Raw genomic sequence first — 23913 nt, 5'->3', positions numbered from 1 at the left:
CGTATAATCCCTGCGTCCATTGAAAGCAAAATGCGGACCAAGGCAAACAGGGGGCGCAAGCATCCGCCGTCTCCTCAATCCACGATGCCCGCAAAACAAATGGCTATGCAAAATATGCATAGCCATTTAACAGTAACCGCGAAAACCGTCAACTACATCGGCGCCATCTATTCCCATCCCACCGATGCAAGGTATAGCTGAATTTTTCCGAGTTGACCGTAAGCGCCATGGCGGTTCCCGTCCCCGACGAATGAATGTAAACGGTACCGTCGTTGCCGGTCAGCCCCGTATCACAGATGAAGCTGTTGCAGTTCGGAAAGGCGACCCCGTCCGCCGGATTGGCCCGCCCTTTCTCATAGGGGCCATGGCCGCCGGTGCCGAACTGAAGGCCTCCCCCCTTTCTGACAAGGCTGATGGAGCGGACAACCGGGTCATCGTCAGTGTTCCACTTTTCATCTTCGCCTTTCGAAGAGACGAGGGAGATCGTTTTTTTGTCCGTATTGAAGCAGACGGCATAGGGGTGGTCTGCGATGCTCAACGATCTCGCCTCTTTGATCATCTCGCCGATCTCCCTCATAGTGGATTTGAGGCAGAGCTCCCCGTAATAATCGCTGAATGCCGGAGCCGCAATCGCGCTGATCACGCAGATGATCGCAACGACAATCAGCAACTCCAGGAGCGTAAACCCCCTTGACTGCCCTCTCTTCCTGCCGGAGGACGAAACACAGACTTCTCGGTCACCACCCATTCCCCGCACCTCCCTGTACGCGAAAATTAAAAAGGCCGTGCAATACTTGCACAGCCTTAATCTCATTGCAATTATTTTATTAAAAATTATACACTATTCTATCCCGTACTCCTTGATCTTGTAGAGCAACGCCCGATGACTGATCTCGAGAAGGCGCGCCGCATGGGTCCGGTTCCCATCGGTTGTGTCGAGGGCGCGGCGGATGTATTCACGCTCCAGCAGCTCTTCCGCCTTTTTAAGGGAAAGAGCGTCGGTGGGCAGCCCCGAAAGCGGGGCAGCCCCTCCTCTCCGCACCACGGGGGGAAGGGATTCGATGCCAACAATCCCCCCCTCGCTGAGAACGAGCCCTCTCTCGATGCAGTTTTCCAACTCCCGGACGTTGCCGGGCCAATCGTACCCCATCAGAAGTTTCAGCGCCTCGGGAGCTACTTTCGCATCCCGCCTCCCGAGTTCTTCCCCGTGCTTGCCCACAAAATGAGTAACCAGGAACGGCACATCCTCCATCCGCTCCCGCAGCGGCGGGAGCGCGATGCTCAGGACGTTGAGGCGAAAATAGAGGTCTTCCCGGAACCTGCCGGCAGCCACCTCCGCCGGGAGATCCTTCGCCGTGGCCGACACGACCCGCACATCGACCTGCACCGGTTTTGCCCCTCCCAGCCGCCTCACCTCCCCTTCCTGCAGCACGCGCAAGAGCTTCACCTGCAGTGAGAGAGGCATCTCTCCGATTTCGTCCAGAAAGAGGGTGCCACCGTGGGCCTCCTCGAAGAGCCCCCGCCGGTCGGCAATGGCATCGGTGAACGCGCCGCGCACGTGCCCGAACAACTCTGACTCCAGCAAGTTCTCGGGGATCGCTCCGCAGTTCACGGCGACGAATGGGCCGGCGCGGCGGACGCCGTTATAGTGGATGGCCCGCGCCACCAGTTCCTTGCCGGTCCCCGATTCGCCGAGGATCAGGATGCTGCTCTTGACGGCGGCAACCTTCTCGATGAGCCGGAAGACTTCCCGCATCCGGGCGCTGCGACTGACGATGTTTCCGAAGGAATACTCCCGCGCCACCTCATGACGCAGTCGCCGGTTCTCGCTCTTCAGCCGCTCACGCTCCTCGGCCTTTCTCAATACCAGGAGGATCTCGTCGTTTTTGAACGGCTTGGAGATGTAGTCGTATGCTCCCTCCTTCATGCACGAGATCGCCGTGTCGATGGTCCCATAGGCCGACATCATGACGACCGTGCAGGGAAGCCCCTCCTCGCGGGCCGCGCGGAGAAAACCGGGGCCGTCGAGGACCGGCATCCTGATATCGCAGAGGATGAAATCGTAGGGCGCCCGCCGGGCGAGAACAAGGGCGTCCGCGCCGTCCGCCGCCTCGTCCACGTCGTAGCCGCTCCGGCGGAGCATGACCCGAAGCATGTGCCTCAGGTTCTCTTCATCGTCCACGACGAGTACGCGTCTATTCGTCATCCTGCTCTCCGTGGGGTTGCAGCTCCGGCGGAGCCGGAAGCCAGACGATGAACCGCGAGCCCTGTCCTGGGGTGCTTTCCACCGTGATCCTTCCCCCAAATGAGTCGATAATCCGCGCCGAAATGGCGAGGCCGAGCCCCGTCCCCCTCCCCGGCTCCTTGGTGGTGAAGAAGGGGTCGAAGATCCGCGCCAGCCACTCCGCCGGAATCCCCTCCCCCGTATCCGCCACTTCAACCCGCACGCAACGGATTTCCGCCCCCCCCACCGCAAAGGGGGTCCGGAACGCACCGCCGAAATCGCCCTTGCGCCGGCCGCCGACTGCCGGCGGAGCCGCCGGCAGAGGGAGCTCGGGGAGCGGGGTAAACATCCCCGCCAGCGCGCGGATCTCCAGCCGCCCCCCGCCGGCCATGGCGTCGCGGGCGTTGATGATGAGATTGATCAGCACCTGCTGAAACCGGCCCGGCTCCACCGCAGGGCGGGGGAGCCCTTCGGGGGTCTCCACCGAGACCTCCACCTGCTTGAAGAGCCCCTGCCGGGAAAGCATCTCCACGGTTGATGCGATGAGAGGTGCCACGTCGATCTCCTGGTCGGGGGCGGTGACCGGCCGGGCAAAGTCGAGGAGATCGCGGACAATGCGGTCGATCCGTTCCGCATCCTGGACGATCCGGCGCAGGTAGTCCTCTTTTTCCGCGTCGCCGGAGAGCTCCTCCCGCAGCAGTGCGGCGTATCCCATGATCGCCGCCAGGGGGGTGCCGACCTCATGGGCAGTGCCAGCGGCAAGAAGCCCCACCGATGCCATTTTCTCGGAGCGGATCGTCTCCTCCCGGGCCACCTGAAGCTCACGGTTCGCCCGTTCCAGGGTTGCAACGTAACGATCGGCCTCCTCCCGCCGCTGCCGCAACTCCACCACCATGGCATTGAACGATTCGGCCAGTTCGGCAATCTCGCGCCCCCCCGGAACCACGGCCCGGTGCGAGAAGTCGCCGGCCCGCAACCGCTCCGTGGCGGCAAGGAGCCTGCGGACCGGAGCCACGATGAAACGGGAGAGAAGGAGCGAGCCAACGGCCAGGAGGAGAACGAAGTCCAGGACGAAATAGGCGAGAAAGAGATGCCGCGACTGACCGAGGAGCCGCTTCTCCCCAGCTAGTGAGAGGACCAGCCGCGCGGCACCGGCCACCGCACCGTCCCGCATCACCGGGGCGTAGCCGCTCAGACGCCCCTTATCTTCGGTGACGGAAACCACACCGCCGCCGGCAAGGAGCTCGCGCAACCTCCCGTCCCCTCCCCCTGCCTCGCCCAGGGCGAACAATGGCGCACCGTCCTTTCCCACCACGAGGATGCCGATGAATTCCTTCTCCCCGGCGAGCCGTCGGGCTAAAACGGCGGCGGAAGACGCCGGCGTATCGGCGAGGGAGGGGGGAAGAAGAGTGACGAAGGAGGAGAGGAGCAGCCGCGCCTTCTCCCCCTTCTGCTGCAGGATGTCATTTTCGGCGGTCCGGAAGGAGATGAGGCTCAGCAGAACCCAGGTGAGGATCAGGAGGAACGAGAGCGACGAGAGGATGAGGAAACCGAGACTGAAGCGGAACTGCTTCATGACGGGCCTCCCTGGACGGCCGGTCAGCGGGCGCCGAGGTTCAGGTACCAGAGGATGATGGTTTTCCCGAAGAAGATGTAGAGAATGGCGCCAAGGGCGAGGAACGGACCAAAGGGGATGGCGAGCTTGGAATCTTTCTTCTGCACCAGCATGAGCGTCACCCCCACAATGGAGCCAACGAGGGAGCTGGCGAAGATGACAAAGGGTATCGCTCGCCAGCCGAGGAACGCCCCCATCATGGCCAGGAGCTTGATGTCTCCCCCTCCCATCCCCTCCTTCTTCGTGAAGAGCTCGTAGAGCCAGGCCACGAGGAGCAGGCTCCCACCGCCGGCCACGATGCCGATGAGGGAGCTCTTCCAGCCGAGCCACGGGAGGAAGAACGAGCAGGCGAAGCCGGCGACGATCCCCGGCAGGCTGATCACGTCGGGGATGATCTGGTGATCGAGATCGATGAAGGTGATCGCCACGAGCGCCGAGCAGAAGAGAAAGAGGACGAGGAAGCTGGGTGTCGGTCCGAACTTGAGGAAGAGGGCCAGAGTGAGCAGACCGTTCAGAAGCTCCACCAGGGCATACCGGGGAGAGATCCTCGCGCCGCAGTCCCGGCATGCGCCACGCAGCAGCAGCCAGCTCACGACCGGGATATTGTCCCAGGGGCGGATCTTCGAGCCGCAGGCGGGGCAACGGGATGGGGGGGAGACGACCGACTCCCCCGCCGGCAGCCGGTAGATGCAGACATTGAGGAACGAGCCGACCGCAGCCCCGAGCGCGAAGGCGAAAAATGCAAAAATGGCGAATGGCGACATCGCTCCTCCGTCAGCACCAGGTGCCGAAGTTGAGGTAAGCCCCGGCGGCACTGCCGAGGAGCGGGGCGAACTGTTCGGCGGGAGCCGGCTTGCTGAAGAGATGTCCCTGCATGTAGCGGCAGTCGAGAGCCCGGAGCACCTCCAGTTGCTCGACGGTCTCCACCCCTTCGGCAACCACCCGCAGGTTGAGCCCCTTTGCCATGGTGATGACCGCGCTGGCGATCGCCTCGTCGTCGGAATTGGAGGTGATGTCGCGGACAAAGGAGCGGTCTATTTTGAGGGCATGGACCGGGAACTTCTTCAGATAGTGCAGGGAGGAGTACCCGGTGCCGAAGTCGTCGATGGCGATCTGCACCCCCATCCGTTCCAGGATCCGGAAGGTCGCGAGGGTCCCCTCGTCGCTCTCCATCATGATCCCCTCGGTCACCTCGAGAATGAGCCACCGGGGATCGAGCCCCGACTCATCCAGCGCACTGCGCACGGTCGCCACGAGGTCTCCCTGCTTCAACTGGCGGGGAGAGAGGTTCACGGCGATCTGCATGGGGGGGTAGCCCGCGTCCTGCCAGAGCCTGTTCTGGCGGCAGGCGGTGCGCAGGACCCACTCGCCGAGGGGGACGATCAGCCCCGTCTCCTCGGCCAGCGGAATGAACCGGGACGGCGGAACGATTCCCTGCTCCGGATGCTGCCAGCGGACCAGCGCCTCCATGCAGGTTATCTGGCAATGCTCGACGTTGACTTTCGGCTGGTAGTAAAGGATGAATTCCTCGCGGTCGAGGGCCTTGCGGAGGCTGTTTTCCAGGGCGAGCCGGTCGAACGCCCGCGAGTTCATCTCCGGTGCGTAGAGCTGAAAGTTGTTCCTTCCCTGCTCCTTCGCCCGGTACATGGCAAAATCGGCGTTCTTGACGAGGGCATCGCCGGTCTGGCCGTCGTGAGGGAAAAAGCTGATGCCGATGCTCGTGGTGACGAACAGCTCGTGGCCGTCGACGGAAAACGGCCGATGGAATCCTTCGATGATCTTCTGGGCGACCGTGACGGCGTCCTTTGCCTCAGAGACGAGCGAAAGGGTGATGATGAACTCGTCCCCTCCCTGCCGCGCCACCGTATCCCCCTCCCGCCGGCAGCACTCCCGGAGCCGCCGGGCGACGGCCATAAGAAGCTGGTCCCCGATGGTGTGTCCGAGGGTGTCGTTGATCACCTTAAAGCGGTCGAGATCAAGGAACATGACCGCCAGCGGCCGTTCCTGACGCTGGGCCATGGCCAGGGACTGCTGGAGACGATCGTTGAAGAGCCGGCGGTTGGGAAGGCCGGTGAGCGCATCGTAGTAAGCCATCTGGCGGATGGTTTCCTCGGCGCGGGAGCGCTCGGCAATCTCCTCCTCAAGCATCGCCGCATGGCGCCTTAGATCTTCCATGAGGCGGAAGTTCCTCATCACCATCGACGCCGAGTGCGCATACTGCTGGAGGAGCTGTTCGTCGATCTGGTCGAAGGGGTGCCCGAGCCGGTATGCCGAGATGCAGCCGGTTACCCGGCCATCCTCGAATACCGGCACCAGCAGGGCGGTATCCATCTCCATGACCTTCAGGAGTTCACAGTTCTCCCGGCGTGGAGAGTCGATGCGGTCGAGGCGCAGCGGCGTGCCGCAGACCGCCACCGAAGCACAGAGACTGCCGCTGGTGAGCGGTTCCGTCATCCCGCTCACCATGGGATTCCACCCCCCCGAAGCCGCCGTGTAAGTGATGGTTCCCCCCGGAAGATCGACGGAGGTAAACGCGGCGGTCTCCGCCCGGACGATTTCGCACGCGCCGTCGCACAATGCCGTGTGGAGGAGTTCCCAGTCCCCCATGGCGAGAAGCCGCCGGATCCAGAGATCGAGCTTGAAGAGCCCATCATTATACCGCTTCAGGTTTGCCATGAGACTCCCGTATCCGCGTCACTGCCGATAATCGTCACCACCATCCGGCTTTTACCCGATTTGACCACCGATGGCAACGGAAACATTAGCTTCAGCAAAAATCATTCCGCCATCGGGCAGGTAAAAAAAAACGCCGTTGATGAGGGAATCAACGGCGCGTTTCTCCGGTCACCGGAGCCTTCGGATCTTTTCGAGACTGGCCAGCAGCACTTCCTTTTTCTGGACCGCCTCGGTCAGCTTCTCCCGCTCCTTCTCCACCACGTCGGCGGGGGCACGCTCGACGAAGGAGGGATTCTGGAGCTTTTTCGCCAGAAACTCCTCGTCCTTCTCCAGCTTTCCGATCTCCTTCAGGAGTCGTTTCTCCTCCTCCTCCACATCCACGAGCCCCTTGAGCGGCACGGCGATCTCGACGTCGCCCGCCACCTGGATCGCCGCATCGGCCGGCTTGTCGAGGCCGGAGCCGATGGCAAGGTCCGAGAGCCGCGCCAGGCTCATGACGTATGCCTCGTTCTTTCTAAGGAGGTGGAGGCTGGCATCGGAGCCGCAGTTCAGGATCGCCGCGATCTCCCGGGAGGGGGGGACTTCCATCTCGCCCCGGATGTTCCGGATCCCCCGGATCACCTCCATGACGAGCTCCATTTCGGCGGCCCCTTCGGCAAAGTCCCACGCCTGATTCGGAACCGGCCACGGGGCGGTCATGATGCTCGACGTCGGCCGCGTACCGGGGAGCGCCTGCCAGATCTCCTCGGAAATGAACGGCATGAAGGGGTGGAGCAGCCGCAGCAGATGCTCCAGCACCAGCCAGAGGACGTACCGGGCCGACTGCTGCCGCGAGGCGTCGCCGCGGTAGAGATCGTCCTTCACCAGTTCGATGTACCAGTCGCAGAACTCGCTCCAGGTGAAGCGGTAGAGGGCACCGGCCGCATCGTTAAAGCGGTAGGCCTCCAGCGCCTCCCGGGTCTCCGCCGCCGCAGCGTTCAGCCGGTAGAGGATCCAGCGGTCGGCGTTGGAGAGCTCCAGGGCCGCCGGGTCCACCGCAGCCGGATCGAACCCTTCCAGGTTCATCAGGCAGAAGCGAGAGGCGTTCCAGATCTTGTTGGCGAAGTTGCGGTAACCGGCAATCCGCTCTTCGGCCAGCTTGATGTCGCGCCCCTGGGCGGCAAAGGCGGCCAGGGTAAAGCGGAAGGCGTCGGTGCCGTACTGGTCGATGACGGTGAGGGGATCGATGACGTTCCCCTTGGACTTGCTCATCTTCTGCCCCTGGGCGTCGCGCACCAGAGCATGGATATAGACGTCGCGGAACGGCACCTCGTCCATGAAGTGGAGCCCCATCATCATCATCCGGGCGACCCAGAAGAAGAGGATGTCGAAGCCGGTGACGAGGCACGACGTGGGGTAGAAGGTGGCAAGTTCCGGCGTCCGGTCGGGCCATCCCATGGTGGAGAACGGCCAGAGGGCGGAGGAGAACCAGGTGTCGAGGACGTCGGTCTCCTGACGGATGTTGGCGCTGCCGCATTTCGAGCAGGCCGTCGGATCGACCTTGGCGACGGTGGTCTCGCCGCAGTGGTCGCAGTACCAGGCGGGGATCCGGTGCCCCCACCAGATCTGGCGCGAGATGCACCAGTCGCGGATGTTCTCCAGCCAGTCGTAGTAGGTGTTTTCCCACTGCTGGGGAATGATGCGGGTGCGACCGTCCTTGACGGCGGCCAGGGCCCGCTCCGCCAGGGGGCCAACGTTCACGTACCACTGGAGCGACAGGTACGGCTCCACCACTGTCTTGCAGCGGTAGCACCCCCCCACGGCCAGGGCGTGGTCGTCGATCTTCTCCAGAAGCCCCTGCGCCTCAAGATCCGTCACGATCTTCTTCCGGGCGGCAAAGCGGTCGAGCCCCTCGTACTGGTGGCCGGCGGCGTTGATGAAGCCCGATTCGTCAAAGATGTTGATCCGGTCCAGGTTATGGCGCTTGCCGACCTCGAAATCGTTGAAGTCGTGGGCGGGGGTGATCTTCACCACACCGGTGCCGAACTCGCGGTCGACGTACTCGTCGGCCACCACCGGAATCTTCCGGTTCACCAGCGGCAGCAGCACCATCTTACCCACCAGATCGGCGTAGCGTTCATCCTCCGGGTGGACCGCCACGGCGGTGTCCCCGAGCATCGTCTCCGGACGGGTGGTGGCCACCACCACGAAGCGCCCCGGCTCCCCCGCCACGGGATAGCGGATGTGCCAGAGGTGGCCGGCCTTGTCCTCGTGCTCCACCTCAATGTCTGAGAGGGCCGTGTGGCAGCGGGGACACCAGTTGATGAGCCGGTTGTCCCGGTAGATGAGCCCCTCCTCGTAGAGGCGGACAAAAACCTCGCGCACCGCCTTGGAAAGCCCTTCGTCCATAGTGAAACGCTCGCGCTCCCAGTCGCAGGAGGCACCGATTCGCTTCAGCTGCCCGATGATCTGCCCCCCCGACTCGGCCTTCCATTTCCAGACCCGGTCGATGAATGCCGAGCGTCCGAGCTCGTGACGGTCCTTCCCCTCACCGGCCAGCTGGCGCTCAACCACGTTCTGGGTCGCGATGCCGGCGTGGTCGGTGCCGGGCATCCAGAGGACATTGTAGCCGCTCATCCGTTTCCAGCGGCAGAGGATATCCTGAAGGGTGTTGTTGAGGGCATGCCCCATGTGGAGGGCGCCGGTGACGTTCGGCGGAGGGATGACGATGCTGTAGGCGGGCTTTTCGCTCGTCGCCTCGCCACGAAAATATCCCTCCCTCTCCCAGGTTGCGTACCACTTCTCTTCAACGGCCTGCGGTTCGTAAACCTTGGCAAGTTCCTTGTCTGCCATTGGAGTATCCTTTTCCGTTTTCAAAATAAAAATGGGGATGAAGCATCCCCATTGGAGTTATAAGCGCGTTCGGCCGCTCTCCAGCCGCCAGGTGCCGTTCCTAGCTTCCTTCCTTGATCTTGCGGATCTCTTCCTTGATGAGCGTTTCCGCCAGATCGGGAACAACTTCCCAGGCGATCTTCTCGATGATCTCCCGTGAAATCCGGGAGATTGCCGCGGCAAGTTGCTCCTCGGTGAGGGTGATGGTTCCGGCAGGCGCGGCGGTGGTCGCAACCGGAGCGATCGGAGCCTCCGCCGGGACATACTCCTCTTCGGGAGCGAACTGCTGCTCGACGACCGGCGGAATCGGCTCCTCGAACGCCGGGACGAAGGAGTCGACGACCGGCGCGGCAAAAGCGGCGGACGGCTCTTCCACGACGGGGACCGCTGGCTCCTCCACCTCGAATGCGAAAGGATCTGCCGGGGGAGCGGAAACGGATTCAAAGGAGAAGGTATCCGCGGAGAGCGCCTCGAACTGCTCCGTAGCAGCGGACTCCGGCGCAACCGGCTCCTCCTCGATGCCAAAGGCGAAATCCTCCTCGGCCGGGATGCCGAACCCCGCCGTTTCGACCGAAGCGAGCGCCACGGCTGCAGCGTGGGAGGACTCTTCTACCCGCCCCGGAGCGGGGGAGGCAACCTCCTCCACAACCTCATCCTCAAGCTCGAAGGCTCCCCAGAGGTCATCGGCCGGAGAAACTTCCTCCACCTCGGCGAAAAACATCGGCTCCGGGGCCGCGGGCGACTCAAAGAGCGGCTCGACCATGGGGACGGCCGGTGCGACGGGCTCTTCGGGAACCGGTGCCGGTGCCGGCTCTTCGAAAGCGATCGAGGCGGAATCGGCGACAGCCGCCTGGGGGGCGCCGCTGCCGGCGGCGCGGCAGCCCGCGTCGAGCGGAGCGCCGTGAGACTCTTTATCTTATCTATAAGTTGCTGGGATTCGAAGGGTTTGGAAATGAAGTCGTCTGCGCCGCTCTCGCGGGCCCGCTCCTCGTCGAAGGGCTCGAAGGCTCCGGTCATAAGGAGAATCGGCACGTCATGAAGATTGGGATCACTGCGGACCGCCACGCAGACTTCGTAACCGTTCTTGCCGGGCATCACCGCGTCCACCAGCATTGCATCGGGACGGATCTCGCGGGCCTTCTCCACGGCGTCGTCACCGTTGTCGACGACGGTCAGCTCATAATCCTCGTTGGCGAAGATGATCCCTACGACCTTCTGAATGGTGATGCTGTCGTCGGCAAGGAGAAGCCTGCTGCCCATGAAATCCTCCTCAGGCGGGGTGTCTACGGCCCGTGAAAAACGTTGTCAAACCGCGGACAATCGCGGGAAAAGCTAGCACAAGAGCCTGTGGGTGTCAAGAAGTTTACCGGGACGGTGCGGGGGTGGCTCCCCTCCCGTCAAGGCGCGCCGACGCGACCGGTTCGAGCATCTCGAAGGCCAGCGTCGAGATGTCGCTGCGCAACTGGCTGAAGGCGCGGGTATGGCGATAATCGAGGCGCGAGGAGAGAAAGATGACGTACGCCCCGCTCTCCGGGTCAAGCCAGATCGACCCCCCCGAATAGCCGGTATGCCCGAAGGAATATTCGGAGAAGCCGCTGCCGCGCGGTGACGAGTACGGAGACGAGATATCCCAGCCGAGCCCGCGCGCCACCTTCCCCCCCCGCGAGAAGTAGGGAGCCGTCATCTGGCTGACGGTTCGAGCCTCAAACACCCGGCGACCGTTGAGCGTCCCTTCGTTCAGGATCATCCGGCAGAAGGCGGCGAGGTCGCCTGCCGTGGTGAAGAGCCCCGCATGCCCCGCCATTCCGTCGAGGAGCCGAGCGGAATGGTCCTGCACCTTGCCGAACTGCGGTATCCCCGTGCCGTCGAGGGTGGCAGCGCAGCGGCTGGCCACCGCCCCCCCGGGATTGAAACAGGTGTTCCACATCCCGAGCGGCGCATAGAAGGATTCGGAAGCATACCGGTCGAGGGAGAGTCCCGACGCCCGACGTACCAGTTCAGCCAGAAGAATAAAGTTGATGTCCGCGTACTTGAAGCGATACCCCGGCTCACCCTTGAGCTTCTGGCCGGCGGCCCCCTCGATGGCGCTCTTGAGAGGCGCCTGGGAAGAGAGCGGGAAGTCGTCAAGCCCCGAGGTGTGCGTCAGAAGATTGACCACCAGCACCTCGTCCTTCCCCTTGCCGGCGAATTCAGGAAACCACCGGACCAGCGGATCGACGAGACGTATCCGACCCTCTTCCGCCAGCTTCATGACAGCAGGCGTAGTAGCGATGACCTTGGTAAGGGAAGCGATGTCGAAGATCGTGTCGCTGGTAACGGGGAGGGCATCGGGGCTTCCCGCCACGCGGCCGAAGGAGGTCTCGTAGACGACCCCCGTGCGGTTGCCGACCAGCACGACCCCACCGGCAACAAGCCCGTCCGCCATGGCTTTTTCCACGACCTTGCCGATCAGTCTCGCCTTTTCTGAAGGGATGATCGGCACGTCACCGGCGCAGACCGTCAATGCGCTGAACAGCACCACCAGTATGATGAAAAACCTATTGAGCATCATGGGAGCGTTACCCCGTTTCCACGCGCAACGTCAGCATACCCGGACATTCTGCAAGAGACGGGCCGTAGCAATAAAAAAGGGGAGCGGAGCCCCCCTTCAGTTGATCTTGAATTCCACCGCTTTCAGCAACTTCCCTCCGGAGTCGAGGGCCTCGACCCGCCACTTCCCGACCGATTCCCGGTCGATCGGCTTCTTGCTCCAGGTTCGCCACTTCTCTCCCTTCACCGAGAGTTCCTGTTCGCCAACCACCTCGCCGTTCTGGTACCAGACATGCTTGATGACGCTCTCCTCTCCCGAGGGATTCACAAGCCGGGTAAAACAGTAGAGCGCCTTGACCGATGTGGACGAGATCCGCTTCACCGAATCGATGGGATTGTTCCGGACGATCTTGGTGGTGACCGCCATCTCGGTTATTCTGATATCGGCCGCGGACACTGCTGTAGCCCCCGACACCAACAGAGCAAGCACCACCAGAAAAGCGCGCAGCCTCCCCATCGATTTCACCTCCGCCATACCTCGCAAGCAGGAATTTTCACACCGTTCCATGATTCACGTCCGATAGTCGGCATTGATTTTCACGTAATCGTACGAAAGATCCGAGGTGTAGACCGTCGCCGTCCCCCCGCCGAGGTGGAGGTCGATGACAACCGAAAAGTCCTTTTTCCGCAGGACCTCAGAACCGCGCGCCTCGGCATCGCCACCGGCGAAGACGCCGTTTTTCACCATCGGCACATCGTCAAAGAAGAGTTCGGCCCGCTCCTGCTCCACATCGGCTCCGGAATAGCCCACCGCCGCGAAGATTCTCCCCCAGTTGGCGTCCTGGCCGAAGAAGGCGGTCTTCACGAGACAGGAATTGGCAACCGCCATGGCCGCCCGCTTCGCGTCGGCATCGGAGCGCGCCCCCCGCACGGTTACCTCAACGAACTTGGTCGCCCCTTCGCCATCCCTCACGATGAGCTTCGCCAGCGACAGGAGCACCTCGTCGAGAAGCCGGACGAAATCGGCAGCGCCATCGGCAGCGCCGTTCAGCGGTGTATTACCGGCGGCGCCGTTGGCCAGGAGGATGGCGCTGTCGTTGGTGGAGGTGTCGCCATCCACGGTGATGGCATTGAAGGAGCGCTCGATGCCGACGGCAAACGCCGTCCGGAGCCATTCCGGCTCGACGGCGGCATCGGTGACGATGAAGGCGAGCATGGTGGCCATGTTCGGCATGATCATCCCGGCCCCCTTGGCGATGCCGGCGATGGTGTACTCCTTCCCACCGGCCATCCCGCAGCGGGTTTCGAGCTTGGGGAAGGTATCGGTGGTCATGATGGCGCGGGAGACGTCCTCCAGTGTGCCGCCGGAGAGGCCGTCCACCAGGGGCCGGATCCCTGCCCGGAGCCGCTCCATGGGGAGCGGGACGCCGATGACGCCGGTGGAGGAGACAAGGACCGTCTCGTCGGGAATGCCGAGCCCCTCCGCCACCAGGCGCGTGGTTTCCAGAGCGTCGTCCATCCCCCGTGGGCCAGTACAGGCGTTGGCATTGCCGCTATTCACGACAATTGCCTGGCACACGCCGCTTTGGGTCCGCTCCTGGTCGATGAGCACCGGGGCCGCCTTCACCTTGTTGGTAGTGTAGACTGCCGCCACGGCAGCAGGCGTTTCGGAAAAGATCAGCGCCAGGTCGAGCCGCCCCGGTTTCTTGATGGCCGCCTCAACGGCGGAGAACTGAAATCCCTTGATTTCCATAACCTTCTCCAGAACCCGCTATTTCCCGCAGCACTTTTTGTACTTCTTCCCGCTCCCGCAGGGGCACGGGTCGTTGCGGCCCGCCACCTTCCTGCTCTTGACCGGTTCGATGGCGGCCGGCTCGTCGCCGAGGTTGAAGACCATCTTCTTCGCCTGCTGCTTCGGAAGCTCCTCCTCCAGCTGCTCCACATCCTCCTCGCGGGTGATCTGGACCCAGAAGATCTTCTCCACGGTCTCCTCGGCGATGCGCGCCATCATATCCATGAAGAGCTGGTAGGCCTCCTTCTTGTACTCCTGTTTGGGATCCTTCTGGCCGTAGCCCCGCAGGCCGATCCCCTCCTTCAGGTGGTCGATGGAGAGGAGGTGGTCCTTCCACTGGCCGTCGATGGTCTGGAGCATGATCACCTTGATGAGGTGGTCCATCAGCTCGTCACCGAAGCCCTGGAGTTTCTCGTCGAAGAGCCGGTGGACGTTCTCCTTGAGCAGGGTCCGGAAGCTCTCGGGAGAGAGTCGGTCCATGGTCTCGGCCGGAACGTCGAGCTGGATACTGAATACCTTGTAGATCGCCTCGCCGATCGCCTGCCAGTCCCACTCGTGGGCCGAAACCTTCTCGATGGCGTAGGCAGCGGCGATATCCTCGATGGTGTCGTCGAGCATCTGGGTGAAGTTTCCGCGGATATCCTCGCCCCCCAGGATTTCGCGGCGTTGGGTGTAGATCACCTCGCGCTGCTTGTTCATGACGTCATCGTACTCGATGAGGTGCTTGCGGATCTCGAAGTTGTGGGCCTCCACCTTCTTCTGGGCGTTCTCGATCGCCTTGGTGATCATGCCGTGGGTGATCGCCTCCCCTTCCTCGATCTTGAGGAAATCCATGATCTTCGCGACCCGCTCGGAGCCGAAGATCCGAAGGAGGTCGTCCTGGAGCGAGAGGTAGAAGCGGGACGAACCCGGGTCACCCTGACGGCCGGAGCGCCCCCGGAGCTGGTTGTCGATCCGCCGCGACTCGTGGCGCTCGGTGCCGAGGATATGGAGACCGCCGAGCTTCACCACCTCGTCGTGCTCTTTGGCGCACTCTTCCTTGAACTTCGCCAGGACCGCCGCGTACTCCTCGTCGCTCGCCTCCGGATTGCCCCGGCGCCACTGCTTGGCGAGGCTGTCGGGATTGCCGCCGAGGAGGATGTCGGTGCCGCGGCCCGCCATGTTGGTGGCGATGGTCAGCATCCCCATGCGGCCGGCCTGGGCGACGATCTCCGCTTCCTTTTCATGCTGTTTGGCATTCAGGACGTTGTGCGGAATCCCCTGCCGCCTGAGCATCTCGGAGAGGACTTCCGACTTCTCGATGGAGATGGTCCCCACCAGCACCGGCTGCCCGGTGGTATGGCACTGCTTGATCTCTTCAATGACCGCGCTGAACTTCTCCATCTCGGTCTTGTAGATGACATCGGGGAAGTCGGGGCGGAGCAGCTGCCGGTTGGTCGGGATGACCACGACGTCGAGCTTGTAGATCTTGTGGAACTCCTCGGCCTCGGTGTCGGCCGTACCGGTCATCCCCGAGAGCTTCTCGTACATCCGGAAATAGTTCTGGAAGGTGATGGTGGCGAGGGTCTGGTTCTCGTTCTCGATCTCCACCCCCTCCTTCGCCTCGATCGCCTGGTGGAGGCCGTCGGACCAGCGCCGGCCCGGCATGAGGCGACCGGTGAACTCGTCGACGATGATGACCTCACCCTCCTTCACCACATAGTCCACGTCCCGCTTGTAGAGGGCGTGGCCCCGCAGGGCCTGCTGCACGTGGTGAAGGATCTCCATGTTGCGCGGATCGTAGAGGTTGTCGATCTTCAGGAGCTTCTCGACCTTGAGCACCCCTTCTTCCGTGAGGGTGGCGGAGCGGGCCTTCTCGTCCACCGTGAAGTCGCCGCTGTAGACCTTCCGCTTGCCGGAGAGGGTATTGGCCTCCTCCTCCTTCATCTCCCCCTTCTTGAGGTTCGGGATGATCCGGTCGATGACGTAGTACTTGTCGGTGGACTCCTCAGTCGGGCCGGAGATGATGAGCGGCGTCCGGGCCTCGTCGATGAGGATCGAGTCCACCTCGTCGACGATGGCGTGATGGAAGGGGCGCTGCACGTAGTCGTCGAGGGAGAACTTCATGTTGTCCCGCAGATAGTCGAAGCCGAACTCGTTGTTGGTGCCGTAGGTGATGTCGGCGGCGTAGGCCTCGCGGCGCTCCTCGTCGTCGAGGCCGTGGACGATGACCCCCACCGAGAGGCCGAGGAAGCTGTAGATCATCCCCATCCACTCGGAGTCGCGCTTGGCGAGGTAGTCGTTCACCGTAACGACGTGGACCCCTTTGCCGGTCAGGGCGTTGAGGTAGGCCGGCAGGGTCGCCACGAGGGTCTTCCCCTCACCGGTCTTCATCTCGGCGATCTTTCCCTGGTGGAGGACCATGCCGCCGATGAGCTGCACGTCGAAATGGCGCATGTTGTGAACGCGCTTTCCCGCCTCGCGGCAGGCGGCGAAGGCCTCGGGGAGGATCGAATCGAGGGACTCCCCCTTCGCGTAACGCTCCTTGAACTCGAAGGTCTTATTCCGCAATTCATCATCGGAGAGCCGGGCGAACTGGGGCTCCAACCCGTTGATCTTCTCGACGACCGGCCAGAGGCGCTTCAGCTCGCGCTCGTTCTTGCTGCCGACGATCTTCTTGACAATGGCTCCGAACATTAAAAAATCTCCTGTCGGGGGATAGATTGGAATATAGGTAACGCGAAAAGGTACCACAATGGCGGGAAATGCTCAATACATTCCGATGTAGCCGATTGCCACTCGTCACGCAGCCTCTCCCGTAACAAAACGAAAGCGCCGCCCGACGTCGTGCCGGGAGGCGCTTTATCAATTTCATTAATTCCCCGAAGAATTACATTTTCGGCGGCATGATCATCCATACCCCCATCATCCCGATATCCTCGTGCTCGATGATGTGGCAGTGGAACATGGTATCCCCGACGTAATCCATGACCGGCACCAGCATCGTCACCTTCCCCCACTTGGGGATGATGACCACGTCCTTCCACGCCGGCGCCGTGGTGAGGAACGAGGCGTAACCGGCATCCCCCCCCGTAATCGAAAGCACCTGGCACGGGTTGACATGCTGGTGGAACGGGTGGTCCATGCCGCTGTTGTTGACGATCTCCCAGACCTCGTATGTGCCGACTTCTGAGTGGATCATGGCGGCACTGGTCATGCTCTGGAACGAGATGCCGTTGATGTACCCCCTCCCCTGCCCCATGCTGAGGGTGAGGCTCTGCTTCTTGAGCATGGCGGTGTTCATGACGACCCGACTGGCGCCCGGATTGATGACGGAGGGGATGGTGTCCTTCACCGGGGCGCCCTCGCACTTCATGGTGAGGAGCGTGATGGTCGGCGACGACATCATTCCCTGCCGGGCATAGGGGAGGGAGAGGAGGCGGTAGGTTCCCGCAGTCGCCGATGCCTTCACGAGGATATCAAGCCGTTCGCCCGGCGAAAGGAGGATCCGGGAGAGGGGATAGGGACGGTCGAGGAGCCCCCCTTCGGTCCCGATGACCTGGAGCGCGTGCCCTTCGAGGGAGAGGTTGTAGAAGCGGGCGTTGCTGGCGTTGAGAAGCCGCAGCCGCCGCACCTCGCCGGGCCGGACCGAGAGGACCGGATTCACCTGGCCGTTCACCATGACGGTGTTTCCCTCCTTGCCGTGCATGAACTCCATCGTGGAGGTATACGGCTCGGGGACGCCGCCGGAGATGGTAATATCCTTGAGGATCAACGTATGGGTTGTGATGCCGGCCAGCACGTTCGTCTCATCGGCCACGATGAGGGCTCCCACCATGCCGCCCCAGTACTGTTCAGAGACGGCGCCATGCACATGGGGATGATAGAAGTTGAAGGTCCCGCCCGGCTGCTTCGTCAGGTTGTACTCGTAATAATCCGACTCCCCCGGCATGAACATCCGCATGACGTTGTCGGCATACCCCTGGGGGGAGACATGGAGACCGTGGGTGTGAATGTTGGTGTGGTAGCGCGGATGGCCAAGGATATTAGTACCGCCGTTCATCGGGAGGGAATTCTTAAAATTGATCCGGAGGATATCCCCCCTCGCCACCGTGATGGTGGGGCCGGGAAAGATGCCGTTGTAGGTGAGAAGCTGCGCCGTGGTGCCGTTGATGCTGACCGGGGCCTGACACGCCTCCAGGGAGATCACCCCCGCGCGGCCGTCCAGCACCGGCGGCTCCTTAAGCGTCCCTCCCGGCGGGGGATTGATGGTGCCGCTCCCCGAACCCATCATCCCCCCTCCCCCCATCATGGCGGCGCGGGCAAGACCGCTGCCAAACGTCACGGCACCCGCAGTGCCGACGGCTGCACCGACGATGAACTCTCTGCGCGTGATTTTTCTGGTCGCCATAATTTCCCCCTCTGCGTGCGTTAATAATGCCTAATTATACATGGCACATTTCCACAAACAACCAAACGAGAAAGAAAAACCGTCCGGCAGCTTCAGCCACCGGACGGCTTCAATTGGCAGGAAATCGGGAGAGGGTGCTACTCGCCGCTCACGTCGAGGGCGGCGATTCGCAGCGACGGTGCCCCCACGCTGCCATAGAACCGGAGATCGTTGCCGACCGCTTCGACGCTTCGAAAGAGATCGAGGATGTTCCCGGCGATGGCGACCCCCTTGACGGGGCGGGCGACCCGGCCATTCTCGATGAGGAAACCGGAGGCCCCCACGGAGAAATCGCCAGAGATGGGATTAGCCGTGTGCATCCCCATGACGTCGGTGACGAGGATTCCCCGGTCGATGCCGGCACAGAGCCCCTCCAGCGGCATCGTTCCGTTCTCGATGAAGAGGTTGGAAATCCCCATGTGCGGCGGCGACTTGATCCCGCCACGGCTGGCGTTGCCGGTGGACTCACACCCCTCCTTCATGGCCCGGAGGGTATCGTAGAGGTAGCCGCGGAGCACGCCATCCTCCACAAGGACGGTGTTGCGCCGCGGAACTCCTTCGGCATCGAACGGAGCGGTGCCGGCGCCGCCGGGAAGGGTGCCGTCGTCGCGGATGCGGAGCAGCGGCGCAAAGAGCCGCTCCCCCTTCTTGCCGGCCAGGAGCGACTTCCCCTTCTGGACGTTCTCGGCCAGAAACGCCGGGGCGAGGATCTCCAGGATCTCGGATGCGACGTAGCTGTCGAGAACCGCTGGGCAGCGCATGGTCGGGATCTTCCCGGCGCCGAGGAGCCCCGTTGCCTTCGCCGCCGCCCGCGCGGCGATCGGCTCCACGGCCAGGTCGGCAAACCGGTTGCGGAAGTCGAAATCCCACCCCATCTGGGACTGGCCGTCCTCTTCGGCGATGGCCGAAACGCTCGCCGAGACCGAGGTCCCGCGGTAACTCCCATCCACGCCGCAGGAGTTGACGATCCGCATCGCCACCGTCGACTCGCTGTAGGCGGCCTTGCGGACCTTCCTTACCCGCGGGTCGGCCGCCAGGACCAGCCGCTCCAGCGTCAGGGCGCGCCCCACCTTCTCTTCTTCCGCAACGGCGGCCAGCCCCTCGTCGAAGAGGTCGGAAATCTCGGGATAGTCGGCCGGAGACGGGAATCCGTGGAATTCGTCGGGGGTCTGGGCCGCTGCCCCCACTAGGGCGTTCTCCACCATGCGGGTCAGGTCCGCCTCGTCCATGCTCGTGGAAAAGGAGAACCCCATCCCCCCCCCCTTGAGCACCCGGATGCTCACCCCCACCGGCTCCGCGCACTTGAACGAGTCGACCTTCTGCTCCTTCACCTCGATGCTCAAGGTCCGCGACGACGCCGCGGTGATCTCCCAGCCGTCCAGCGGACGGGCCTCCAGCAGGGCCCTGACCGTATCGATTATCCGACTCGTCTCCATTGGATCTCCCTTCTCGCGTCTCTTGCGCCGTTCACAGGTCCAGGATCATGGCGATCTCGTCGCAGTCGGGGAACTTCACGCATTTCATGCAGTCGCCCCAGACCTTGTGGGGGAGTTCCGACTTGTCGACGATCCTCATGCCGAACTTGGCAAAAAAATTCGGTTTGTAAGTGAGGCAGAAGAGCCGCTTGAGCCCCAGGGTCCGCGCCTCGTCGATGCATGCCTGCACCACCGTGGTTCCCACCCCCTTGCGCCCCGCATCCTCGGCCACCGCCACGGAGCGGATCTCCGCCAGGTCTTCCCACATGATATGGAGGGCCGCCGCGCCAAGGAGCCGTCCCTCCTCCTCCCAGACGTAGAAATCGCGTATCGACTCGTAGAGTTCGGAGAGGGAGCGGGAGAGCATGTCACCCTTGCTGGCGAAGTGGGTGAGGAGTTTCTGGATCTCCTTGACGTCGTGAATCTGGGCCTTGCGAAGCATGGCGGAGGATCTCCTTCCGTATGAAGAGGGGGGATTTGCGGTGACTAGTGGCGGCGGTCGACGACGTAGCAGCTCTGCGGGGATTTCTTGGCGAGTTTCTTGAGCTCCGCCGCCACCTCGGCAACCTTGGCATAATGCTCGATCTTCGGGGAATCGGTCGGGACGATGGCGACGGCGACGCCCATGAGGGGGATCTTCTCCTCATTCCCCTTCCGGTCGTGGGCCACGTAAAATCCGTTGAGCTTCTCGACCTCGTCGAAGAGCTCGGAGGCGATGGCGGCGAAGTTGTCGATGATCCGCTGGGCAACCGCCTCCGCCTGCTCCTCCGGCACGATGAAGACGAAGTCGTCGCCGCCGATGTGGCCGGCAAACCCTTCTCCGGCCTCCTTCACCGCGTTGGCCATGATCCGGCCGAGCATCCGGAGCACCTCGTCGCCATGGGCGAAGCCGTAGACGTCATTGTACTGCTTGAAGTGGTTGATGTCCACGTAACAGACCGCCATCGGCCTGCCAACCGCCTGCTGGATGGCCCGCTGGATCGAGGTGTTGCCCGGAAGCCGCGTGAGGGGGTTGTTGTCGAAGACCCGCCGCAGCCGCCGGAGCGAGAGTGTTATCCGGGTGAAGAGTTCCCGCGCGTTCAGGGGGAGACTCACGTAATCGTCGAGGGGATATTCCTCCCAGTCGAACGCCTCGGCAAAGGGCTCGGGGATCATCCCGATGACCGGGATGGTGCTGAAGAAAAAATCCTCCTTGAGGCTGTGGATGACCGCCATGAGCGCCTCGTCCGGCGCCGACAGGTCCACGAGGACCACGTCGGGGGGATCGGAGTAGATGAGCCCCATGACGCTCGCCGGCGCGGTGAGGGTAACCGCCTGGTATCCCTTGCTCTGGAGGCGGAGCGCGACGTTGCCGTCCACCCCCCGCTCCCCCGCCACGATGATGATCCGCAGGCTATTCCTCATCGGCCGATTGTATCTCCAGGCTGAAGTTTCTCGTTTCCACCAGCTTTTCCTCGAACTCTTCCACGATGGCCGCCAGCCCCTCTTCGGTGAGTCCGAGCCGCTCCCACGCCGCCGGCTGGATGCGGGGGACGTACTCGTCGCCGCTGAAACCGAAGCCGCTGGCCTTCACGAGGACATCGGCACAATGCACCACGGCGGTCTTCACATGGTGGGTGGCGGCGCGGGCCACGTCGTGATGGCACGCCACCGGCTCGCTCAGCTTGTCGGGAAGGTACCAGCTCCGCACGAGCCACTCCCCGATCTCGGCATGGTCGGTGCCGAGGTGCTCCCGTTCCGCCTCCAGCATCGTCAGATTGCGCTCCGCCATGAGCCGTTCGATGGCGGCGTAGTCGTTCGGGCATTTCTCCTTGATGATCACCTTGCCGATGTCATGGAGAAGGGCCGCGGTGGATATCTCCTCCACCTCGGGGAGCTTCAGATGACGGGCGATGACGTTGGCCGCCACCCCCGCCCCCAGGGAATGCTCCCAGAGCCCGACGATGCTCTTCCCCATGATCTCGAAGATGGATGAGCTGAGGGCCAGACTCTTGATGACGTTCACCCCGAGGAGGATCAGGGCATTAGAGATGGTGGAGACCCGGTAAAAGCCGTAGGATGGGGAGTTGACGAGCCTCAGCACGCGGGCCGAGAGGATCTGGTCCGAGGAGACGAGACGCGCCATCTCCTCGATGGTGGACCTGCGGTTCTCCGAGAGGGCCTGGAGCCGGGAGACCACGCCCGGAATCGTCGGGAGGGAACTCGTCTCGGCGATGATCTCGAAGATCATGGTCCGCTTGTCAGTCAATCCCGCCTCCCATTGAACGGATGATGAGGGTGCGGTACATCCCCTTGAGGCGCTGCATCAGGGGAACCGTCTCCACCTTGCTGAAACGCCGGTCCAGCTCGGCCAGCAGCTCGTCGAGGCTTTTCTCCCCCTCCATCGCCACCGGCCGTCCTTCGACGGTCAGCATCCGGATCCCCTGGTTCCGGAGACGCTCGATGAGGGATACGGTCAGGACGGTCCCCTTGCCGCAGATCGGCGGTCCCTGGGGAGCGTCGACGCGCGTTACCGGCCGGGCGAGGACCATGTCAGGCTCGGCGAGGGCTATGGGAATGGTCTGCATCGCGCGTCTCCTTGGCGGAGAGAAAGTCCGGGCAACCTACACCGCGGCCTTTCGCCCTTCTTCGATCATTTCGCGGGCGTGCTCCCGGGTCCGGTCGGTGATGGTGACCCCGCCGAGCATGCGGGCCATCTCGGCCACCCGCTCCTCGTCCTCAAGCGGCGTGACGGCGGTGGCGGTGCGCCCCTCCGCCACCTGCTTCTCCACCTTGTAATGGTGGTCGGCAAAGGCCGCCACCTGGGGAAGGTGGGTGATGCAGAGCACCTGCTGCCTGCGGCTCACCCGCTTGAGCTTTTCGCCGACAAGAGCCGAGGTGGCGCCGCCGATGCCGGTGTCGACCTCGTCGAAGATCAGGGTCGGCACGTCGCTCTCGGGAAGGATCTGCTTGAGCGCCAGCATCAGGCGCGACAGCTCGCCGCCGGAGGCGATGCGCGACAGGGGCTTGGGAGTCTCGCCGGGGTTGGGGGAGAAGAGGAACTCCACCCGCTCCATCCCCGTGGCCCGGGGTTCCGGGTATTCCTCGAAGGCGGCCTCGAACAGGGCGTGCTTCATGGCGAGCTGGTGGATCTCCCGCTCCATGGCCTCCTTGAGTTCCCGGGCCGCGGCGCGGCGCCTCGCCGAGATTTCCCTCCCCTTCTCCGCAAGCTCCGCCTTCAGCCGCGCCAGGGCCGCATCGAGCTCTCCCCGGGCCTGTTCGCGGTTGGCGAGCGCGTCGAGCTCGCGGGTAACCTCCTCGCCGTAGGCGATGATCTCCGCCACCGAAGGGGCATACTTTTTCTTGAGGCGGCGGATCAGGTCGAGCCGCTCCTCCAGCCGTTCCAGCCGTGCCGGGTCGGCCTCGACCCGGGCGGCGTAATCCCGCAGGGTCAGGGCCGCGTCCTCAAGCTGTGCCGTGGCGGTTTCAAGGGTTTCAAGCAGCGGCCCCAGCGTCGGGTCCACAGAAGTTATTTCGGCAATCCCCGCCTTGACTTCAGCCAATTTATCGAGGACCGCCCCGTCTCCGCCATAGAGGATCTCGAAGGACTCCTGGCTGCTCCGCAGGAGCTTCTCGCCATGGACGAGGAGGCTCCTCTCCCGCTCCAGCTCCTCGTCCTCGCCGGGAGAAAGGGCCGCCGCCCGGATCTCCTCCGCCTGGAACGAAAGCAGGTCGAGTCGCCGGGCCACCTCCCGCTCCCCCTCCTCCATCTCCCGGAGACGGGCCTCGATGGCCCGGTACTCGTCGAAGAGCGCCGTGTAGGCGCCCCGCAGCGGCTGAAGCCCCGCGAAGCCATCCAACAGCGTCAGGTGGTTTTCGGGGCGAAGCAGCGTCTGGGACTCGTGCTGACCGTAGATATTGACCAGGTCCCGGGCGATCTCCGCAAGCATGCCGAGGGTCGAAAGCCCTCCTCCGACGAAGACCCGGTTGCGCCCGGAGCGTGACACGATCCGCTTCACGAGGAGTTCCCCGTCGCACTCGATCCCCATCTCCTCCAGCCGCAGCGACAGCCGCGAGTCGGAGGGAAGGAGAAAGAGCGCCTCCACGGTCGCCTCCTCCTCGCCGGTACGGATCAGATCGGCCGAGGCACGCCCCCCCATGATGAGGGTGACCGCGTCGATAATGATCGACTTTCCCGCCCCGGTCTCTCCGGTCAGGATGGTCAGTCCATCGCGGAACGGGACGTGGAGCGAATCGATGATGGCGAGATTCTTGATGGAAAGGTCTGTGAGCATGGGAACAATTCGCGGAAACACGGATGTA

18 protein-coding genes and 1 pseudogene are annotated in these 23913 nt (G+C 63.2%); all 19 read right to left on the bottom strand.

Going from position 1 to position 23913, the window contains the following annotated elements; all coding sequences use genetic code 11:
- Positions 1–148: 148 nt before the first annotated feature.
- The 19 genes and pseudogenes from GPICK_RS05485 to recN all read right to left on the bottom strand — a co-directional run bounded on the left by GPICK_RS05485 (position 149) and on the right by recN (position 23885).
- On the bottom strand, positions 149–748 hold the full coding sequence (locus GPICK_RS05485) for a pilus assembly FimT family protein (protein ID WP_039741173.1): 600 nt from the start codon (positions 746–748) through the stop codon (positions 149–151).
- A gap of 93 nt (positions 749–841) precedes the next feature.
- Positions 842–2206, bottom strand: a complete 1365-nt coding sequence (locus GPICK_RS05480; RefSeq protein ID WP_039741171.1) for a sigma-54-dependent transcriptional regulator — start codon at positions 2204–2206, stop codon at positions 842–844.
- Entirely contained in the window at positions 2196–3800 is a 1605-nt protein-coding gene (locus GPICK_RS18105) for a sensor histidine kinase (RefSeq protein WP_039741169.1), read from the bottom strand. Before GPICK_RS18105 ends, GPICK_RS05480 begins: the two co-directional genes overlap by 11 nt.
- Positions 3801–3823: 23 nt before the next feature.
- Positions 3824–4603: a prepilin peptidase gene (locus tag GPICK_RS05470; protein WP_039741168.1), complete on the bottom strand. Its 780-nt coding sequence runs from the start codon at positions 4601–4603 to the stop codon at positions 3824–3826.
- Between the two features lie 10 nt (positions 4604–4613).
- Positions 4614–6515 carry a bifunctional diguanylate cyclase/phosphodiesterase gene (locus tag GPICK_RS05465; RefSeq protein ID WP_039741166.1) on the bottom strand — a complete coding sequence of 634 codons (1902 nt, stop codon included), beginning with the start codon at positions 6513–6515 and terminating at the stop codon, positions 4614–4616.
- A gap of 168 nt (positions 6516–6683) precedes the next feature.
- Positions 6684–9347, bottom strand: a complete 2664-nt coding sequence (locus GPICK_RS05460; RefSeq protein WP_039741164.1) for a valine--tRNA ligase — start codon at positions 9345–9347, stop codon at positions 6684–6686.
- Between the two features lie 100 nt (positions 9348–9447).
- Entirely contained in the window at positions 9448–10149 is a 702-nt protein-coding gene (locus tag GPICK_RS18100; RefSeq protein ID WP_039741162.1) for a hypothetical protein, read from the bottom strand.
- 206 nt (positions 10150–10355) lie between these two features.
- Positions 10356–10646, bottom strand: a pseudogene (locus tag GPICK_RS18095) (response regulator); the annotation flags it as partial.
- A 103-nt stretch (positions 10647–10749) separates the two neighbouring features.
- Positions 10750–11937, bottom strand: a complete 1188-nt coding sequence (locus tag GPICK_RS05445; protein ID WP_039741159.1) for a serine hydrolase domain-containing protein — start codon at positions 11935–11937, stop codon at positions 10750–10752.
- 96 nt (positions 11938–12033) lie between these two features.
- Positions 12034–12432, bottom strand: a complete 399-nt coding sequence (locus GPICK_RS05440) for a DUF2914 domain-containing protein (RefSeq protein ID WP_039745352.1) — start codon at positions 12430–12432, stop codon at positions 12034–12036.
- 54 nt (positions 12433–12486) lie between these two features.
- A complete protein-coding gene (argJ, locus tag GPICK_RS05435; protein ID WP_039741158.1) occupies positions 12487–13668 on the bottom strand; it encodes a bifunctional glutamate N-acetyltransferase/amino-acid acetyltransferase ArgJ in 1182 nt (393 codons plus the stop codon).
- Positions 13669–13686: 18 nt separating this feature from the next.
- On the bottom strand, positions 13687–16383 hold the full coding sequence (gene secA, locus GPICK_RS05430) for a preprotein translocase subunit SecA (RefSeq protein ID WP_039741156.1): 2697 nt from the start codon (positions 16381–16383) through the stop codon (positions 13687–13689).
- A 193-nt stretch (positions 16384–16576) separates the two neighbouring features.
- Positions 16577–18097, bottom strand: a complete 1521-nt coding sequence (locus tag GPICK_RS05425) for a multicopper oxidase family protein (protein ID WP_039741154.1) — start codon at positions 18095–18097, stop codon at positions 16577–16579.
- A 137-nt stretch (positions 18098–18234) separates the two neighbouring features.
- Positions 18235–19572, bottom strand: coding sequence for a TldD/PmbA family protein (locus GPICK_RS05420; protein WP_039741152.1), 1338 nt, complete (start codon positions 19570–19572; stop codon positions 18235–18237).
- Between the two features lie 31 nt (positions 19573–19603).
- A complete protein-coding gene (locus tag GPICK_RS05415; protein WP_039741150.1) occupies positions 19604–20053 on the bottom strand; it encodes an N-acetyltransferase in 450 nt (149 codons plus the stop codon).
- Positions 20054–20097: 44 nt separating this feature from the next.
- On the bottom strand, positions 20098–21015 hold the full coding sequence (locus GPICK_RS05410; RefSeq protein WP_039741148.1) for a GGDEF domain-containing protein: 918 nt from the start codon (positions 21013–21015) through the stop codon (positions 20098–20100).
- A complete protein-coding gene (locus GPICK_RS05405; protein WP_039741146.1) occupies positions 21005–21859 on the bottom strand; it encodes an HDOD domain-containing protein in 855 nt (284 codons plus the stop codon). The genes GPICK_RS05410 and GPICK_RS05405 overlap by 11 nt, the downstream gene beginning before the upstream one ends.
- On the bottom strand, positions 21852–22178 hold the full coding sequence (locus tag GPICK_RS05400; RefSeq protein WP_039741144.1) for a hypothetical protein: 327 nt from the start codon (positions 22176–22178) through the stop codon (positions 21852–21854). Before GPICK_RS05400 ends, GPICK_RS05405 begins: the two co-directional genes overlap by 8 nt.
- 36 nt (positions 22179–22214) lie before the next feature.
- Entirely contained in the window at positions 22215–23885 is a 1671-nt protein-coding gene (gene recN, locus GPICK_RS05395; protein ID WP_039741142.1) for a DNA repair protein RecN, read from the bottom strand.
- Positions 23886–23913 lie beyond the last annotated feature (28 nt).

The organism is Geobacter pickeringii (genome assembly GCF_000817955.1).
Classification (GTDB): domain Bacteria; phylum Desulfobacterota; class Desulfuromonadia; order Geobacterales; family Geobacteraceae; genus Geobacter; species Geobacter pickeringii.
This window is presented reverse-complemented; position numbering and strand designations above follow the sequence as displayed.

What these genes read in the sequence shown, in the direction of transcription:
- GPICK_RS05485 (WP_039741173.1), bottom strand. Translation starts at nt 748, where the DNA reads ATGGGTGGTGACCGAGAAGTCTGTGTTTCGTCCTCCGGCAGGAAGAGA.
- GPICK_RS05480 (WP_039741171.1), bottom strand. Translation starts at nt 2,206, where the DNA reads ATGACGAATAGACGCGTACTCGTCGTGGACGATGAAGAGAACCTGAGG.
- GPICK_RS18105 (WP_039741169.1), bottom strand. Translation starts at nt 3,800, where the DNA reads ATGAAGCAGTTCCGCTTCAGTCTCGGTTTCCTCATCCTCTCGTCGCTC.
- GPICK_RS05470 (WP_039741168.1), bottom strand. Translation starts at nt 4,603, where the DNA reads ATGTCGCCATTCGCCATTTTTGCATTTTTCGCCTTCGCGCTCGGGGCT.
- GPICK_RS05465 (WP_039741166.1), bottom strand. Translation starts at nt 6,515, where the DNA reads ATGGCAAACCTGAAGCGGTATAATGATGGGCTCTTCAAGCTCGATCTC.
- GPICK_RS05460 (WP_039741164.1), bottom strand. Translation starts at nt 9,347, where the DNA reads ATGGCAGACAAGGAACTTGCCAAGGTTTACGAACCGCAGGCCGTTGAA.
- GPICK_RS18100 (WP_039741162.1), bottom strand. Translation starts at nt 10,149, where the DNA reads ATGGTCGAGCCGCTCTTTGAGTCGCCCGCGGCCCCGGAGCCGATGTTT.
- GPICK_RS05445 (WP_039741159.1), bottom strand. Translation starts at nt 11,937, where the DNA reads ATGATGCTCAATAGGTTTTTCATCATACTGGTGGTGCTGTTCAGCGCA.
- GPICK_RS05440 (WP_039745352.1), bottom strand. Translation starts at nt 12,432, where the DNA reads ATGGGGAGGCTGCGCGCTTTTCTGGTGGTGCTTGCTCTGTTGGTGTCG.
- argJ (WP_039741158.1), bottom strand. Translation starts at nt 13,668, where the DNA reads ATGGAAATCAAGGGATTTCAGTTCTCCGCCGTTGAGGCGGCCATCAAG.
- secA (WP_039741156.1), bottom strand. Translation starts at nt 16,383, where the DNA reads ATGTTCGGAGCCATTGTCAAGAAGATCGTCGGCAGCAAGAACGAGCGC.
- GPICK_RS05425 (WP_039741154.1), bottom strand. Translation starts at nt 18,097, where the DNA reads ATGGCGACCAGAAAAATCACGCGCAGAGAGTTCATCGTCGGTGCAGCC.
- GPICK_RS05420 (WP_039741152.1), bottom strand. Translation starts at nt 19,572, where the DNA reads ATGGAGACGAGTCGGATAATCGATACGGTCAGGGCCCTGCTGGAGGCC.
- GPICK_RS05415 (WP_039741150.1), bottom strand. Translation starts at nt 20,053, where the DNA reads ATGCTTCGCAAGGCCCAGATTCACGACGTCAAGGAGATCCAGAAACTC.
- GPICK_RS05410 (WP_039741148.1), bottom strand. Translation starts at nt 21,015, where the DNA reads ATGAGGAATAGCCTGCGGATCATCATCGTGGCGGGGGAGCGGGGGGTG.
- GPICK_RS05400 (WP_039741144.1), bottom strand. Translation starts at nt 22,178, where the DNA reads ATGCAGACCATTCCCATAGCCCTCGCCGAGCCTGACATGGTCCTCGCC.
- recN (WP_039741142.1), bottom strand. Translation starts at nt 23,885, where the DNA reads ATGCTCACAGACCTTTCCATCAAGAATCTCGCCATCATCGATTCGCTC.